Origin of the sequence: Streptomyces sp. cg40, from assembly GCF_050320165.1 — a bacterium.
Lineage (GTDB): Bacteria > Actinomycetota > Actinomycetes > Streptomycetales > Streptomycetaceae > Streptomyces > Streptomyces hokutonensis.
The window spans coordinates 7,399,827-7,415,291 of the sequence record NZ_CP190128.1; the positions used below are offsets into that span (position 1 = coordinate 7,399,827).

The following is a 15,465-nucleotide window of genomic DNA, read 5'->3' on the forward strand; positions in this document are numbered from 1 at the left end:
CGTAAAGGGGATCGAAGCGCAACTGAACGTGAGGAACGGTACACATCATGGTGGCAGGCATATGCGCGGGCGCGGTCGTCACGGCCCTACTGGCGAGCGGCGCGGCCGGCACGGGAGGCGCCGGCGCCCCTGACGGCTACTCGATGCGCACGGACGCGCGGTTCGCGCCGGTCGGCGCCCTCCTGCCGTCGGCGGCGGTCACGTACGACACGAAGCTCGTCCCCGCCGCCGCGTGGATCGAGGTCGGCCAGCGGACGACGGTGGGCGGTGCCACGACCGTACGGCTGCGGGTCGACGGGATGGTGCCGGGGCACGCGTACGCAGCCCATGTGCACCAGAAGCCGTGCGGCGCCGACCCCGCCGCCGCGGGCGGGCACTTCCAGCACAAGCCGTCCACCGACCCGGCCGACGTCACCGCCGAGAACGAGGTCTGGCTCGACTTCACGGCCGACGAGCACGGCGCCGCCGAGGCCACCGCCCGGCACGACTGGAACTTCCGGGAGGGCGAGGCGTCCTCCGTCGTGATCCACGACAAGCCGGGCAGCAAGGTCCGCGTCGCCTGCTTCACCGTGCCGTTCGGCTGGGCTCCCTGAGCCGGGGATACGACGACCAGGGGTGGGCGTCGGCCGACGGCGTCCCCCCTGGTGTCACGACCCGGAGCACCGCGCGCGCCACCGCGTCCGCGTCCGACAGCGTGACCGAGTCGACGCCGGGGCGGGCGCCCGCCGCGGTCACCCAGTGCACGCCCTCCGTGGGGACCCCGAACGCGAACCGCCGTGTGTGCGCCCGCCCCTGACGGTCTATCAGGTGGTACGGGCGCGCCGTCACATCCAGCCCGCCCGTCTCGTAGCCGTCCACGGTGTGCGGCCGGCACCCGCCCGTCCGCAGCAGCCGGCCGAGCAGCGGGTCGGCGGTGCGGCGCAGGTCGGGTTCGGGGAGGCGTGCTTCCACGAGCGTGGTCACCCGCACCGACGAGCCCGGTATGGCGGGCGAGTGCGCCACCCAGGCGCCGTCCGCCTCCCGCACCTCCAGCCGTGGCCCGAGGACCGTCACCACGCCGGCCGCCACCAGCGCGGCCAGTTCCTCGATACGGCGCCGGGGCGGGCCGATGGACAGGAACGCGTTGAGCGGGGTGTACCAGCGGTCCAGGTGGTCGCGGCGCGAGTCGCCCGCGAGGCCGCGGTGGTCGACGACCAGCCGGAGTTCGTTGCGCAGATCCCGCAGTACGTCCAGGGCGGCCTTGAGCGGGCCGTCCACATTGCCGAGTGCGGCCTGCCCGGCGTCCTCGCGCAGATACGCCAGCAGCCAGTCCCGCCAGGCCGACGGGTCGGCGAGAGCACGGTCCGGGTACGGGCGGGACAGCCGGTCCCAGCTCCACCGCTCGGCGGCCGGGATCCCGAACTCGTCGAGTATCAGGGCCTCTTGGGGGTCGCGGTGCGGGACGGAGAGGAAGCGCCCGGTGAACTCCGGGCGCCGGGAGTGTCGTAGCAGAGCGGTGTAGTAGACCGTCTCGACCTCCTTCGCCACCAACGGCCATATCTCCGCGAGGAATTCGGGTGGCTCGCCCGAGTCCGCGCGTTTGCGGAAGGCGGATATCACCTCTGGGGTGAGGACACGGGGCGTATGGCGGCCGTGCGGGCCCTTCGCGTTGTCGCCGCGGGCCTGGTACGGGATGCCACGACGTGAACCGGCGTACAGGCGGGGCTCGTTGCCCGAGGGCAGATAGCGGAGCGAGCCGTCCTGCGCGCGGACGAAACGGCCGCCCCGGCCCGTCGTCAACAGGGCCGTGTGGTCGAAGAAGTTGAGGCCGAGGCCGCGCAACAGCACTGGTTCGCCCGGCTGTACGGCGGACAGGTCGGCGTCGGCCGGGTTGGCGGGCGGGAGGTGGCGCAGGCCGTGGTGGCAGGCGTAGGCGGCGAGGCGTTGTCGGGCCGGGTCGCCGAGCGTCGGGAGGTGGCCCTGGGCCAGGACCACGGCCGAAAGGGCGGGCAGGGTACGGCCGTTGTCGAGGGTGAGGGACTGGTGGCCGTCGGGTGTGTCGTCGAGACGAACCGCGCTCGCCCGGTGTGTCGCGACCTCGACGGAGTCCGGCGCCTCGCGGACCGTGCGGGCGAACACCCACTCCAGATAGCGGCCGTAGTGGGCCCGGGTGGGGTAGTCGTCGGGGCCGAGTTCGGCGGGCGCCCACTCGTGCAGGCTCGGGCCGGGGCGGATCGGGCCCGAGCAGTCGACGCTGTCGTCGGTGAAGAGGGTGACCTGGGAGGCCACGGTGTTCATCAGCAGTTCGGGGGACTGCGTGGAGCGCCAGACGCGGCCCGGGCCCGGGGGCGCCGGGTCGACGACGTGGACGGTGAGCCGGGTGCCGGGCGGGAGGAGTTCGGGAGCCGACGCGCAGAGGCGTTCCAGGACGCTGGTGCCGCGCGGACCGGCGCCGACCACGGCGACGGAGACGGATGCCGGTTCGTCGTCGGACACGTTCACTGCAGACAAAGGGGGAACTCCCGGGCGTGTGGGGCGCAATGGAGCAGACCGCCCACCGGAAGCGGACGGTCCGCCTCATCATGCCTTCAGCGAGGTCACGGGGGTGTGAGCGGGGACTCCTCCACGGTCTTCAGGGTGCCGTCCGCCCGCGCCTGCTCCAGCCGCAGCCGGGCCGAACGGCCGCGCAGCGTAAGGGTCATGAGCTGGTTGCCGAACCAAGGCCCGCCCGTCTTGTGCCACTTGACGGAAGGCTCGGCGCAGCGGCCGTGCCGGGCGAAGCGGCGGCCCAGGCCGCGGGCGACGGCACTCCAGCCGAAGCGGAAGCCGACCCGTATGTAGGCCGGGATGGAGTTGTGGACGGGGGAGCAGGTCAGCTGGAGGACGCGCGAAGTCGGGCCGCCGGTACGCCACTTGGGCTCCGCCACGTACGCGTGGTGCACGTCCCCCGACAGCACGAGCACCGACGCCGGTGCCGCCTCGCCCGACCCCACCTCGGCGATCAGCCCGGCCAGCTCCTCGAAGGAGTTCGGGAACGCCGCCCAGTGCTCCAGGTCTGCGGCCCGCCGCAGCTTCTCCCCGAACCCGGCCCAGCGGGCGCCCCGTTCACCCCGGCACAGGGCCGCGTCCCAGGACTCGGCGTCGTGGACGAGGTGCGGCAGCAGCCAGGGCAGGGAGGTCCCGATGAGGAGATGGTCGTAGGAACCGGGGTCGGCGAGCGCCTCGGTGCGCAGCCAGTCGGCCTCGCCGGGGTCGAGCATCGCGCGGTGCTGCTCGTCGAGGACACGGGCGGCGCGGCTGTCCACCATGAGCAGGCGGACCCGGCCGAAGTCGCGCCGGTAGCTCCAGCGGGCGGAGGCCGGGTCGGCGTCGGCCTTGCAGGCGAAGGCGCGGAGTCCGTCGGTGCCGTCGGGGGTGCCGCGGACCGCCAAGTAGAGCGGATCGGCGGCGAGTTCGGCGGGGGAGAGGTTCCCCAGGTGCTGGTGCACCCAGTACGACATCAGCCCGCTCAGCAGCCGCTCGCGCCACCACGGGGTGCCGCGCATGTCGGCGAGCCAGGAGGCGGAGGTGTTCCAGTCGTCGATGACGTCGTGGTCGTCGAAGATCATGCAGGACGGCACGGTGGAGAGGAGCCAGCGGATCTCGGGATCGAGCCAGGACTCGTAGTAGAGGCGCGTGTACTCCTCGTAGTCCGCGACCTCGCTGCCCGGGGGCTCGCTCAGGTCGCGGCGGGCGGAGAGCCAGCGGCGGGTCGCGTCGGAGACCTCGTCGGCGTACACCTGGTCGCCCAACAGGAGGATTACGTCAGGTCGTTCGGCCTCCGGGTCGCGCGCGATGCGCGAGGCCAGCGTGTCCAGGGCGTCCGGGCCCACCGGGTCGTGGTCGTCGGCGGGCGGCGCGGCCCACCGGCAGGAGCCGAACGCGACGCGGACCGTGCCGTCGGCGTCCGGGGTGTGGATCGCGGACGGCGGGAACGGCGAGTCGGGCAGCGGCCACACCCGCGTGCCGTCCAGGAGGACGTCGTACGGCGTCGAGGTGCCGGGCGTGAGGCCCTCCACCGGCACCAACGCGTAGTGGTGGCCCGCGACTTGGAAGGTGCGGACGGTGCCGCCGGCCCCGTCCGCGCAGCGCACCTCGGCGGTACACGGACGGCTCGCCTCGACCCATACGGTCGCGGACGAGCCGTCGGCGTAGCGAAGCAGTGGTCCAAGGATCAGTTTCGCCACGGTGTGATCACTCTCCTCCGTCGCCCCGTACGGTACGGAACGACGGAGGTCAGCGACTAGGTTTCCGGGCTGTCGAAAGAGGATCAGCAGCCGCTGAGGACCGAGCTCAGCTTGGTCTTCTCCGCCGAGTCCACGGAGAGGTCGTAGTAGTACTTCACCTGTACCCAGGCGCGGACGTACGTGCACGCGTACGAGGTGAGCGGGGGCATCCACTCGGCCGGGTCCTGGTCGCTCTTGGACTGGTTGACGTTGTCCGTCACGGCCAGGAGCTGCGGACGGGTCACGTCGTTGGCGAAGGCCTGGCGCTGTGCGGTGGTCCAGTTGCGGGCGCCGGAGTCCCAGGCCTCGGCCAGCGGGACGAGGTGGTCGATGTCGACGTCGGAGGCGGCGGTCCAGGTGGCGCCGTCGTAGACCGAGTACCAGCTGCCGCTGGTCGCGGTGCAGGCGGAGTTGGTGACGACGTTCGTACCGTCGCGCTTGAGGATGTACTCACGGGTGTTGCAGGTGCCGCTGATCGTGATCCAGGTGGGGAACAGGTCACGCTCGTAGCCGGTCCGGACCTCGGTCGCGACGGTGAGCGAGGCGAGGTAGGTGCGGGCGGTGGCGGCGCTGACGGGGGTGGGGAGGGCGGCGGAGGCGGTCGGGCCGTTGAAGAGCGCGACGGAGGCTATGAATCCGGTAAGAGCCGCGAGTATGCTCAGCCGTCGACGCGCGTAGAACTTCGGCATACGAACTCCCTTGTGGTGGGGGGATGTTGGAGTGCGAGCGAAGGAATGATTGCGGTGCCGTGTTGCGGCCGGGTGTGCGTTCGGTAAGAAGTTAGTGACGCGGGCATGACAAGACAAGGTTTACGGTCGAACTTGTCGTCGCGTACAGTTGTCGGCGAAGAAGGGGAGTAGCTCTTCGCCGGACCGTCGACATACTGCTCAGCTCGTCTGAGCCGGCGCCCGGAGGACGACCACTTGGTGGATCGGCCAGCGAGACCTTCGGCAACGCAGTGCACCATCCGTGTGTGCTGCCGTGCCGAGGTGTCCGCAGACGGTTATCGCACTCTCGGTGGGGCAGCGCCCGACCGATTGAGGAACCTTGATCAGCATCAGCGTGACGGCGCTCGTCTTCGGCGTCGTCTTCCTGGCCGAACTCCCCGACAAGACCGCGCTCGCCGGACTCGTCCTCGGCACCCGCTACCGCGCCTCGTACGTCTTCGCCGGTGTCGCCGCCGCGTTCCTGCTGCATGTGGTGCTGGCGGTGGCGGCGGGGAGTGTGCTGACGCTGCTGCCGCAGCAGCTCGTGGCCGCCGTCACCGGTGTGCTCTTCCTGGGCGGGGCCGCGGTGCTCCTCTTCAAGAAGGGTGACGACGACGAGGAGGTCCGGGCGCCCAAGGACCAGTCCTTCTGGAAGGTCTCCGGCGCCGGGTTCATGCTCATCCTGGTCGCCGAGTTCGGTGACCTGACCCAGATCATGACGGCCAACCTCGCGGCCCGCTACGACGACCCGTTCTCCGTCGGTCTCGGCGCGGTGCTCGCGCTGTGGGCGGTCGCCGGGCTCGGCATCGTGGGCGGAAAGGCGCTGATGAAGCGGGTGCCGCTGGAGTTGATCACGCGGATCGCGGCGGTGCTGATGCTGGCGCTGGGGGCGTGGAGCCTGTGGGAGGCGGCGACCGCCTGAGCTGAACGGTGGGTGAACTGTTTCCGGGGATGGTGGCGCGATGCCGGTCCGGTTTTGTACCGTAGAGAAACAAAGTGGCTCCCGTCCGTTTTCCCTGACCGGCGGACGGGGCCGCCTTGTCCCTTCGGGGGCCACCCTCACCCCCGCATCCGTTCCGTTCCTTGGAGCCTGCCGATGACGGCCACCACCGTGCTCACCGCCCGCGCCCTCCTGCTGGACATGGACGGCACCCTCGTCGACTCGCACGCCGTCGTCGAGCGGATCTGGCGGCGCTGGTCCGAGCGGCACGGGCTGAACGCGGACGAGGTCATGAAGGTCGTGCACGGCCGCCAGGGCTACGCCTCCATGGCGCTGCTGCTGCCCAGCCGGCCCATGGAGCAGAACCACGCCGAGAACGCCCGCATGCTCGCCGAGGAGACCGCCGACGTCGAGGGCGTCGTCCCGATCCCGGGCGCGCCGGAGTTCCTGGCCTCGCTGCGGGGGCTGCCGCACGCGCTGGTGACCTCGGCGGACGTCGCGCTCTCCACGGCACGGATGGGCGCGGCCGGACTGGAACTGCCAGACGTCCGGATCACCGCGGAATCGGTCGGCGCCAGCAAGCCCGACCCCGAGGGCTTCCTCAAGGGCGCCGCCGAACTGGGCGTCGCGCCCGCGGACTGTGTCGTCTTCGAGGACTCCGGGGCGGGGATCGCGGCGGGGCGCGCCGCCGGGATGCGCGTGGTGGGGGTCGGGCCGCAGGCCGCGTACCACCGGCCGGACGTGCTGGTGCGGGATCTGCGCGCGGTGCGGGTGGAGGGCGTGGGCGGGGAGATTCGGTTGTCGGTGGGGTAAGGGCCCATGGGTGTGTGTTACGGCTCTTTCGTCTCCGACTCCAGCTTCGCCCGTGTCGCCGCCCCGTACACCCCGAGCGTGTCGGACTGGACGCCACGGGACCACTGGTAGTTCTTCAGGGCGCTCTCCGTCGCGTCGTCGAAGGTCCCGGTTGCGGTGCCCGTGTAGAGGTACACCTGGGCCAGCCGGAGCTGGAGTTCGGTGACCTCGGCGCCCTTGTCGCCGGGACGCAGGACCGGGGCGGGGCTGCTGCTGGCCCGGCGGTCGCTGCCGGTGCTCGTGGAGGCCGTGGCCGTCGGGGTCGGGCTGGGGTCCGTGGACGTCGACACCGCGGCGGACGGGCTCGACGAGGCCGTCGTGGAGGGGCTCGCACTGAGCGAGGGCGTGGGCGACGCCGAGGTCGGCCTCGCGGACAGGGAGTCGCTGGGCGTCGCTGTCGCCGACGCCGCGCTCTTCGACGCGGTCGGGACGCTGCCCCGTACGTCCTGGGGTGCCGCGTCGTCCCGCGACGGCGGCTCGTACGAGAACACGCCGCTCGCGAAACCGGCCGCTGCGACCACCGCCACGACGGCTCCGGCGGCGGCGAGGAGGACGGTACGGCGGCGACGGCGGGGCGGGTCGGCGTCGGCCTCGGCGTCGGCGAGCGGTTCGGGGATGTCCTCGCCGCCCTCGAACAGGCTCAGGTCGGTCATGTCCGGGGCCGTCGGTGGCACGGCGCGCAGTGGCATCGTCTGCTCGACCGCCGGCAGCTGCTGCGTCTCGCCCTCGGGTGGCGGGGCCTGTTCCCGAGAGCTTCCGTCCAGTTCCACATACGGTCTGATCCGCAGCGGGTCGAAGTCCTCCGCCGCTGCCGCCTCCGCCGTGCGCGCGTCACGCAGCGCGTCGGACGCCCGTTGGGTGCAGGTGCAGGACGGGGAGCCGTCGGTCGCCCGCGGCGCCCCGCATTGCGGGCATATGTGGCCTTTCGCCTCGTTCACGTGTTCGTCCCTCCCCATCGGACTCCCGAGGTTATTCGGCTCTCCTTCACGCCGTCTCCTCGGCGCGCCCGGAGTGACGGCTCCCACGGGACTCAACAGGCCGTAACGGGACACACCGATCACCATGGATGTGTAACGAGAGCCTCGGGAGGTCTTCATGGCCGGCGATGCGCACGGTATGACAGGGAATGTGCACGACGCGCAGCCATCGGAGAAACCCCCGCGGCGGGGCAGCGCCGCCCAGGAACACGTGTCGGGCAACGTCCTCGTCTCCATCGGGGCGCTGCTCCTCGGGCTGCTGCTCGCCGCCCTCGACCAGACCATCGTGTCGACGGCGCTGCCGACGATCGTCAGCGATCTCGGCGGGCTGGAGCACCTGTCGTGGGTGGTGACGGCCTATCTGCTGGCCTCGACCGCCGCAACTCCGCTGTGGGGCAAGCTGGGCGACCAGTACGGGCGCAAGCGGCTGTTCCAGATCGCGATCGTGATCTTTCTCGTCGGGTCCGCGCTGTGCGGCGCGGCGCAGAACATGCCCCAGTTGATCGGCTTCCGGGCGCTCCAGGGCCTGGGCGGCGGCGGGTTGATCGTGCTGTCGATGGCGATCGTCGGCGATGTCGTCTCACCGCGTGAACGCGGGCGCTACCAGGGGCTGTTCGGGGCCGTCTTCGGCGCGACGAGTGTTCTCGGGCCGCTGCTGGGCGGGTTGTTCACCGAGCATCTGAGCTGGCGCTGGGTCTTCTACATCAACCTTCCGGTGGGTGTCGTGGCGCTTGCCGTCATCGCGACCGCGCTGCACATCCCGCGCAGGTCCACCCGGCATGTCATCGACTACCTCGGTACGTTCCTCATCGCCGCCGTCGCGACCTGCCTGGTGCTGGTCGCCTCGCTGGGGGGTACGACCTGGGGCTGGGGGTCGCCGCAGATCGTTGGGCTGGCCGTGCTCGGGGTGGTGCTGGCGGTGGCGTTCGTCGCGGTGGAGCGGCGGGCCGCCGAGCCGGTGCTTCCGCTCAAGCTGTTCCGTGTCCGCACCTTCTCGCTGGCCGCCGTCATCAGCTTCATCGTCGGCTTCGCCATGTTCGGTGCGATGACCTATCTGCCGACGTTCCTCCAGGTCGTCCAGGGCATCTCGCCGACCATGTCCGGCGTGCACATGCTGCCGATGGTGTTCGGCATGCTGATCTCGTCGACCACGTCCGGGCAGATCGTCAGCCGCACCGGGCGGTGGAAGGTCTTTCCGATCGCGGGCACTGGTGTCACGGCGCTCGGTCTGCTTCTTCTCCATCAGCTCGACGAGAACAGTTCCACCGGCGAGATGAGCGCCTACTTCTTCGTCTTCGGGCTCGGACTCGGCCTGGTCATGCAGGTGTTGGTGCTGATCGTGCAGAACGCCGTGTCGTACGAGGACCTCGGCGTCGCCACCTCCGGGGCGACCTTCTTCCGGTCCATCGGCGCCTCGTTCGGTGTCGCCATCTTCGGCACGATCTTCGCGAGCCGGCTGGGGGACAAGCTGACGGACGCGCTCCGGGGTACGTCCTTGCCTGCGGGCGTCACGCCGGACGGGCTCGAGTCCGATCCGCGGGGCATCTCCCAACTACCGGTCGCGGTACGGCCGGAGGCCCTGCACGCGTATGCGTCATCCATCACGGACGTCTTCCTGTACGCCGCTCCCGTCGCCGCCGTCGGCTTCGTCCTGGCCTGGTTCCTCAAGGAGGACAAACTGCGCGGCTCCGTCACGGCACCCGACCTCACGGAGACCCTTGCCAGCAATCCGGTTCAGCGGTCTTCGTACGACGAGGTGTGCCGCGCGCTGTCCGTGCTGGGCACGAGGGAGGGGCGCCGCGAGATCTACCGGACGATCACCGCGAAGGCGGGCTACGACCTTCAGCCGGCGGCGAGTTGGCTGCTGCTGCGCATCAGGCGGGACGGGTGGGCGGAACCGGGGGTGCTGGCCGAGCGAAGTTCCGTGCCGCTGCCTGTCATCCTCGCGGCGGTCCGGCAGATCGAGGGGCGGCGGCTGGCGGTGCGGGAAGGGCTCGATCTTCAACTCACGGATCAGGGGCGGGAGATGGCCGAACGGCTGGCCCAGGCCCGTGAGGAGTCCCTCGCGGAGACGCTGGGGGACTGGTGGGGGCCGGACCGGCCCACCGATCTCGTTCAGTTGGTTAAGGAGCTGAACGGGGAGTTGTGCGGGTCTGATCGGGAGCAGCCGCACAACGGGGCGGTTGTCAGCGGTAGTTGAGGTTCTTGAGTGGGCCGGTGTTGGGTAGGCGCCCGCGTGAGTGGGCCGGTGTTTGGCAGGCGCCGTGCGCGCACCTCTTTTGGTTCGGTCGCCTTCGGGGCGCCTTGAGCCGGTGGCGTGAGGACAGTGGGAGTGGGTGGGCCCGCACCGTTCGAAGAGGTCAGCCGGGCACGACCTCCTTGACCCAGGCGATGAAGTTGGTGGTCGAGTTGCCGGTTCGTTCGGCGTCCGTGTGTCCCTGACCCCAGACGGTGGCGAAATCGACGCTGTCGATGCCGTAGTTCTGCAGCGCGAGGGCCAGGTTGATCTCGGTGGTGTTGGCGGTGTCGCCCTGCATGATGCCGGTGCGGATGCGCCAGTGGCGGGCGACCTTCGCGCTCTTGTAACCGGCGTAGGAGCCGGACAGGTAGTACAGCGGGTCGTACATGTTCACCCGGTAGGGGATCTTCTTGCCGACACTGTCGGTCTTGTCGAAGTCGCTCGTGTATCCGGAAGTGCCGTAGTCGGACTTCCAGTCCGTCAGCTTGGCGTAGCGGGACTGGTTCGCCGACATGACGGTCCGTGACAGCTCCGAGAAGTGCAGACCGGTGGCGCCGAGGCCGAGTACGGCGTTCTCCGTCGCGTCGCGGCCGGGGGCGTCGAACGCGCCGACACCCTTCGTCGCGGACTTCTGGCTCTTGACGAAGCCGGCCAGGCTCTTGACGGTCGCCTTCTTGGTCGAGGAGTCGTAGGTGACCCAGGTGCCGTCCGCGTTGAGGGCCTTGAAATAGGCCTCCGCCGTCTTGTACGTGGTCGCCTGCGCGGAGGACGAGTTGCCCGGCCCGCCGGAGGCGCCGGTCGGCATGGCCCCGCCGGACGGCGGCGTCCCACCGGACGGCATCGCCCCGCCAGTCGGCATCCCCGCGCCGCCGGCCCCGCCGCTCGCCCCGCCGGGAGGACCGCCGCCCATGGTGGACGGGGTGTAGGGGAAGGTGGTGTCCGACAGGAAGTTGTCCAGCGAGGTCTGGATCACCGACATCAGGTGGTCGTAGTAGCTGCCGGCGAGAAAGACACCGCTGCCGGACTTGGCAAGCGTGAGTTTCTGTCCCGAACTGTCCTTGAGTCGGAGCTTGTTGACGTAGGCGGCGAAGGCCTCGGCGAGGTCCTTGGAGTACGCCTCGGTCCAGGTGCCGCTCGCACGGGTGCCGGTGGTGGCGAACTGGCCCATGTTCCACTCGTAGGCGAGGTTGCCCTCGGAGAGTTCGGTGATCGGGACCCAGGCCATGACGCCGGCGATGGCGTCACTGATGGCCTTGCCGCCGGCGTCCTTCATCGCCGCGCCGATCGTTTCGAGGTACGGGGTGTAGAGCGTGCTGTCGCCGGACGACCCCGCCACCGAGCTCTGGGCGCCGCCGCCGCTGACGCCGAAGGCGAAGATGCTGTCCTTGTCGCCGGGGAGCAGGTCGTCGTTGTAGCGCAGGAAGCGCACGGCCGCCTTCAGGTCGGTGACACCCCACGGGGCGTTGCCGGTGTAGGCGGAGGTGTTGGAGGTCCGGCCGCGCAGGCCGGCCGCGACGTAGACGAGGCCGGCCTTGAGGTAGGCCGAGACGTCGTTGTAGCTGTAGGACGTGGGCGGACTCTGCGGCGCGTAGCCGGGCGTGTTGACCGGCATCACGACCGGGGCCGTCCGCGCGGTGTACGAGCCGACCTTCCCCGAGGCGTCGACCTTCGCGGTGTAGGTGCCGTCGCTGTTCTTGGTCGCCTTGAGGTACTTGCCCGGGACGTAGACGCCGAAGTACTCGTACTCCTTCGCCGCCGGCTTGGTGCAGTAGTAGACGCCGAGCCGGTAGTAGACGTCGTTGCCCTCGTCGTAGCTCCACTTCGCAGAGTCGAACGTCACCGAAGGCGTGCCGGTCCCCACCGAGGCCGCGGCTGACGAAGGCGCGCCCGGGCTGCTCGACGCCGAACTCTTGCCGCCGCCGCTGCCGCTGCATCCCGTCAGCCCCAGAGCTGCGACGGCTCCGCCGCTCTGGAGCACGTGTCGCCTGGAGACTTCCATGGCAATCCATCCTTAGGTGAGGTCTTGCGTGAACGTAAGCCGCGATGCTGAAGGCCTGCTGGGAGGAATCAGTCCGCCGCCTGTTTACAGGGCAAAGGGTTTCTATGCCGCGAGCCGACACGGGTGTTCGCCTACGGGTGATGTGGTCGGCGTGCTTTACGGAGACTGGTTGTTGTGAACCGCACCGACCGGCTGTACGCACTGGTGGAGGAGTTGCGGGCCGCCTCGCCCCGGCCGCGCAGCGCCCGTACGCTCGCCGCGCGCTTCGAGGTCAGCGCCCGGACCGTCGAGCGGGACCTTGCGGCGCTCCAGCAGTCGGGGGTGCCGGTGTACGCCGTGCCGGGGCGCAGCGGCGGGTACGTGCTGGACCGGCGGCGGACCCTGCCGCCGCTGACGATCACGCCGGCCGAGGCCACGGCGCTGGCGGTCGGGCTGAACGCGCTCGCGGGGACGCCGTTCGCCGCCGACGCGCGCAGCGCGCTGCACAAGGTGCTCGCGGTGATGCCGGAGCGGGAGCGGGCCGCCGCCGTCGAGATGGCGGGGCGCGTGCAGTTGCTCGTGCCGGCGGCCGGGACGGCGCGGTCCGCCGAGCCCGTCGTACCGGCCGTGCTGCGCGAGGCCCTGACGGCCGGGCGGGTGCTGCGGCTGGAGTACAGCGACAGGGAGGGGGTCCTCACCAGTCGTGAGGTGGAACCCGTCGCCTTTCTCGGGGGTGACGAGCACTGGTATCTGGCGGGGTGGTGCCGGCTGCGGGAGGCGCCTCGCGGGTTTCGGCTGGACCGGATCCGGGCCGTCGAAGCGCTCGACGAGCGGGTTCCGGCGCGGCATGTCGATCTGTCCGAACTGGACACGCTGGGCTCGGACTTGGTGCCCCTGGCCGAGTTCGGCGAGTGAGGTCCGAGTGTGACGGCAATCACCGACAGGGGGCTGTCGCCCACGGGGGCCAAGGTGGCCGCATGACCACAGACACAGACACCGTAGTTGCCCTGTTCGAACGCTGGACCGCCCTGTGGAACGGCGACTTCGGCGAACCGGAGAGCTTCCTCGCCCCCGACTTCCGCATCCGATTCGGCAGCCGTCCCGAGGGGGCGCCGGACACCGACGGGCTGCGCGGTCCCTCGGGCATCGTCGATCTCATCGCCCGGCATCGTGCCGGGAGTCCCGGACGCCGGTTCGCCGTCGAGGGCGTCCCCCTCGTCGACGCGCGGCAGGGGCGGGTCGCCTCCTGCTGGTACGTCACGCGTGCCGACGGCTCCCAGAAGAGCGGTATCGATCTCCTGGAGGTCGTGGACGGTCGTATCGCGACCGTGTGGTCCGTCACCGGAGTGCGGCGCTTCGCCGCGTGACGGCCGTCGTTTGAAGGGGGTCTTTGCGGCAACCCGGTACGGGAACCGACCGACTACGAGAGCCGGTCGGCCGAGAATCCGGAAGGCACTCATGTCCACAGGCGTGATCATCGTTTTGATCGTGATCTTGGTCGGCGTGGTCGCTGCCGCGGCGGCCCTGGCACCGCCTGCCCGAGGCGGGTTCGGCGGCTCGGGCCTGAAGCGGCGCTTCGGGCCCGAGTACGACCGGACCGTGGCCCGGCACGACGGCGACACGAAGGCGGCCGAGCGGGAGCTCGGCGAGCGCGTCCAGCAGCACGGTTCGCTGCGGGAGCAGCCGTTGGAGCCCGCGGCCCGTGAGCAGTACCAGGCCCGCTGGGCCGCTGCCCAGGAGCTCTTCGTCGACTCGCCCCGCCAGGCCGTGACCGACGCCGACCAGCTGCTCGGCGAGGTGGCCGGGGCCCGGGGCTTCCCCGCCGTCGAGGAGTACGACAAGCAGTTCGACGCGCTGTCGGTGCACCACGCGGACCACGTCCACGGCTACCGGCGCGTGCACCGCGTCGTCCACTCGCCCACGAACGGCGCGCCGGAGAGCCAGGCCGGCACCGAGGAGATGCGCGAGGCCATGCTCGAAGCCCGTGCCCTCTTCGACGACCTGATGAGTGCGGACGGCGGCGGTGGCAGCAGTCGTGGGCGTACCGGACGCCTCGCGTTCGGCTCATTCAACAGGCAAGCAGTGAAGGGAAGTTGAGCCGCATGACCGATGTGACACGACCCAACGGCGACACGAGCGACGAGAGCGGCGAGAGCAAGAGCGCGGACACGAGTACGGATGCGGGTGCCGGTCGGCGTGAGGCCACGGCCGTGACGCCGATCCCGCGCCAGTCCGACCGGCAGGTCGACCGCCAGGCCGACAAGGTGGCCCCCGTGCACGCCCCGGCACCCCCTCCCGCGCCCGTCGCCGCCGACAAGCGGCACGGCGGGCACGACCGGCCCGACACCGGGAACGGGAGCCTGCTGCCGCACGACGAGAGCGACAAGTTCAATCTGCGGCTCCAGCACGCGGTGACCGGGTTCGTCGACGAACCGCGCTCCGCAGTCGAGGAGGCCGCCCATGTCCTGGAGGAGGTCGCCGACCGCCTCGCGCAGGCCGTCACCAAGCGGCGTGAGAGCCTGCACGGCTCCTGGGAGTCCAGGGGTTCGGACGACACCGAGCAACTCCGGCTGGCCCTGCGGGACTACCGCGAGCTGACGGAGCGGCTGCTACACATCTGAAGCCGACCCACCGGGGCCACCGGCCCCGTCGACCGCCCGGCGCTCCCGCCACTCCCGTGCGACCTCTTCCACGTCGTACGGCTTCATCCCCAGCGGAGGGCCGGGCGGCGGCTTGAACATCATGTCGCGGATCTTCACGTTGACCTCGGTGACGATCTGCCGTGCGATCCGTTCCGAAGGGGCCGAGTACGCCGCGGCCAGGGCGTCCTCGGCCTCCTTGCGCAGTGCCAGTGTCGGCGGGAGCACGGAGATGCCCTCGCGGGCCATCTTCTGCTTGATCCACCACAGTTCGTCGTACGTCGTGTCGGAGCCGGAGGGCAACGGCTTGCCCGCGCCGGGGAGTTGGGCGAACTCGCCGGCTCGCTCGGCGTCCCGGATCTGCTTGTCGACCCAGGACTCGAAGGACACACCCGGTGGCTTTCGCTCGGTCATGACTCCATTGTGCCGGACGCGGTGCGGCCGGGGGATTTATCATGCGGCGGCTGTGTAAGGACACCTCAAGGGGGAAGCGCACGTGCTCGAACTCACCATGGCCTCGGTCTCCGGGACGGACGAGGGCGCCACGGCCGGCATGCTGATGGCCGAGTCGCCCGACGACCCGGGCGCGGTGCTGCGGGTGGGCCGCGACGAGTCGGTGTGCCGGCTGGTGACACCGGACGACTGGCTGTTCATCTCACGGGTCCATCTGGAGTTCCTGTGCGGACCCGAGGGCACCTGGCAGGTGAGCTGGCTGCGCGGCTCCCAGTCCGACCCGTCCTCCGAAGTGCGGCTGATCGTCGGGGAGTACGCCCAGACGGTCGGCTACGGAGGGAGCGTCCCGTTGCCCCGTGGTGGCAGTGGCGAGATCGTCATCAAGGACCGCACCGGGCCGCGCAGCATCAACGTCGGCTTCTATCACGAGAGTTGA

At 70.6% G+C, this 15,465-nt stretch carries 15 protein-coding genes; 9 read left to right on the forward strand and 6 right to left on the reverse strand.

Annotated elements, in window-relative coordinates:
• The first annotated feature begins 47 nt into the window (after positions 1 to 47).
• Positions 48 to 593, forward strand: coding sequence for a superoxide dismutase family protein (locus ACQHII_RS33325; RefSeq protein WP_427922744.1), 546 nt, complete (start codon positions 48 to 50; stop codon positions 591 to 593).
• Here ACQHII_RS33325 and ACQHII_RS33330 read toward each other — a convergent pair.
• From ACQHII_RS33330 to ACQHII_RS33340, 3 genes are all read right to left on the reverse strand, one after another.
• Positions 565 to 2,490, reverse strand: coding sequence for an FAD/NAD(P)-binding protein (locus ACQHII_RS33330; RefSeq protein WP_427922745.1), 1,926 nt, complete (start codon positions 2,488 to 2,490; stop codon positions 565 to 567). The two genes, ACQHII_RS33325 and ACQHII_RS33330, sit on opposite strands and share 29 nt — an antisense overlap.
• A gap of 86 nt (positions 2,491 to 2,576) precedes the next feature.
• Positions 2,577 to 4,205 carry an alkaline phosphatase D family protein gene (locus ACQHII_RS33335; protein ID WP_427922746.1) on the reverse strand — a complete coding sequence of 543 codons (1,629 nt, stop codon included), beginning with the start codon at positions 4,203 to 4,205 and terminating at the stop codon, positions 2,577 to 2,579.
• An 83-nt stretch (positions 4,206 to 4,288) separates the two neighbouring features.
• On the reverse strand, positions 4,289 to 4,933 hold the full coding sequence (locus tag ACQHII_RS33340; RefSeq protein WP_427922747.1) for an HNH endonuclease family protein: 645 nt from the start codon (positions 4,931 to 4,933) through the stop codon (positions 4,289 to 4,291).
• Positions 4,934 to 5,291: 358 nt separating this feature from the next.
• Here ACQHII_RS33340 and ACQHII_RS33345 point away from each other — a divergent pair, with 358 nt between their 5' ends.
• Positions 5,292 to 5,873 (forward strand): TMEM165/GDT1 family protein, encoded by a 582-nt coding sequence (locus ACQHII_RS33345; protein WP_427922748.1) that lies wholly within the window; start codon positions 5,292 to 5,294, stop codon positions 5,871 to 5,873.
• A 174-nt stretch (positions 5,874 to 6,047) separates the two neighbouring features.
• Complete coding sequence (locus ACQHII_RS33350) at positions 6,048 to 6,704, forward strand: HAD-IA family hydrolase (RefSeq protein WP_427922749.1); 657 nt, start codon at positions 6,048 to 6,050, stop codon at positions 6,702 to 6,704.
• A 17-nt stretch (positions 6,705 to 6,721) separates the two neighbouring features.
• Here the strand turns inward: ACQHII_RS33350 and ACQHII_RS33355 are convergent, their stop codons facing one another.
• On the reverse strand, positions 6,722 to 7,681 hold the full coding sequence (locus tag ACQHII_RS33355; protein WP_427922750.1) for a peptidoglycan-binding domain-containing protein: 960 nt from the start codon (positions 7,679 to 7,681) through the stop codon (positions 6,722 to 6,724).
• 157 nt (positions 7,682 to 7,838) lie between these two features.
• Between ACQHII_RS33355 and ACQHII_RS33360 the strand changes: the two genes are divergently transcribed.
• Entirely contained in the window at positions 7,839 to 9,920 is a 2,082-nt protein-coding gene (locus ACQHII_RS33360) for a DHA2 family efflux MFS transporter permease subunit (RefSeq protein ID WP_427922751.1), read from the forward strand.
• Between the two features lie 160 nt (positions 9,921 to 10,080).
• Here ACQHII_RS33360 and ACQHII_RS33365 read toward each other — a convergent pair whose 3' ends face one another.
• Positions 10,081 to 11,958, reverse strand: coding sequence for a subtype A tannase (locus ACQHII_RS33365; protein WP_427922752.1), 1,878 nt, complete (start codon positions 11,956 to 11,958; stop codon positions 10,081 to 10,083).
• Positions 11,959 to 12,132: 174 nt separating this feature from the next.
• Between ACQHII_RS33365 and ACQHII_RS33370 the strand changes: the two genes are divergently transcribed.
• The 4 genes from ACQHII_RS33370 (at position 12,133) to ACQHII_RS33385 (ending at position 14,558) form a co-directional block, all read left to right on the forward strand.
• The gene (locus ACQHII_RS33370) at positions 12,133 to 12,852 is read left to right on the forward strand and encodes a helix-turn-helix transcriptional regulator (protein WP_427922753.1); all 720 of its coding nucleotides are present in this window, start codon (positions 12,133 to 12,135) and stop codon (positions 12,850 to 12,852) included.
• A 62-nt stretch (positions 12,853 to 12,914) separates the two neighbouring features.
• Positions 12,915 to 13,304: a nuclear transport factor 2 family protein gene (locus ACQHII_RS33375; RefSeq protein WP_427922754.1), complete on the forward strand. Its 390-nt coding sequence runs from the start codon at positions 12,915 to 12,917 to the stop codon at positions 13,302 to 13,304.
• Between the two features lie 91 nt (positions 13,305 to 13,395).
• The gene (locus ACQHII_RS33380; protein ID WP_427922755.1) at positions 13,396 to 14,034 is read left to right on the forward strand and encodes a hypothetical protein; all 639 of its coding nucleotides are present in this window, start codon (positions 13,396 to 13,398) and stop codon (positions 14,032 to 14,034) included.
• Between the two features lie 5 nt (positions 14,035 to 14,039).
• Entirely contained in the window at positions 14,040 to 14,558 is a 519-nt protein-coding gene (locus tag ACQHII_RS33385; protein ID WP_427922756.1) for a hypothetical protein, read from the forward strand.
• Here the strand turns inward: ACQHII_RS33385 and ACQHII_RS33390 are convergent.
• Complete coding sequence (locus tag ACQHII_RS33390) at positions 14,547 to 14,990, reverse strand: DUF1992 domain-containing protein (RefSeq protein ID WP_427922757.1); 444 nt, start codon at positions 14,988 to 14,990, stop codon at positions 14,547 to 14,549. The two genes, ACQHII_RS33385 and ACQHII_RS33390, sit on opposite strands and share 12 nt — an antisense overlap.
• Before the next feature lie 82 nt (positions 14,991 to 15,072).
• On the opposite strand from ACQHII_RS33390, the gene ACQHII_RS33395 reads away from it, so the two are divergent.
• Entirely contained in the window at positions 15,073 to 15,465 is a 393-nt protein-coding gene (locus ACQHII_RS33395; RefSeq protein WP_427922758.1) for a hypothetical protein, read from the forward strand.

What these genes read in the sequence shown, in the direction of transcription:
- ACQHII_RS33360 (WP_427922751.1), top strand. Translation starts at nt 7,839, where the DNA reads ATGGCCGGCGATGCGCACGGTATGACAGGGAATGTGCACGACGCGCAG.
- ACQHII_RS33380 (WP_427922755.1), top strand. Translation starts at nt 13,396, where the DNA reads ATGTCCACAGGCGTGATCATCGTTTTGATCGTGATCTTGGTCGGCGTG.
- ACQHII_RS33340 (WP_427922747.1), bottom strand. Translation starts at nt 4,933, where the DNA reads ATGCCGAAGTTCTACGCGCGTCGACGGCTGAGCATACTCGCGGCTCTT.
- ACQHII_RS33350 (WP_427922749.1), top strand. Translation starts at nt 6,048, where the DNA reads ATGACGGCCACCACCGTGCTCACCGCCCGCGCCCTCCTGCTGGACATG.
- ACQHII_RS33375 (WP_427922754.1), top strand. Translation starts at nt 12,915, where the DNA reads ATGACCACAGACACAGACACCGTAGTTGCCCTGTTCGAACGCTGGACC.
- ACQHII_RS33365 (WP_427922752.1), bottom strand. Translation starts at nt 11,958, where the DNA reads ATGGAAGTCTCCAGGCGACACGTGCTCCAGAGCGGCGGAGCCGTCGCA.
- ACQHII_RS33390 (WP_427922757.1), bottom strand. Translation starts at nt 14,990, where the DNA reads ATGACCGAGCGAAAGCCACCGGGTGTGTCCTTCGAGTCCTGGGTCGAC.
- ACQHII_RS33325 (WP_427922744.1), top strand. Translation starts at nt 48, where the DNA reads ATGGTGGCAGGCATATGCGCGGGCGCGGTCGTCACGGCCCTACTGGCG.
- ACQHII_RS33385 (WP_427922756.1), top strand. Translation starts at nt 14,040, where the DNA reads ATGACCGATGTGACACGACCCAACGGCGACACGAGCGACGAGAGCGGC.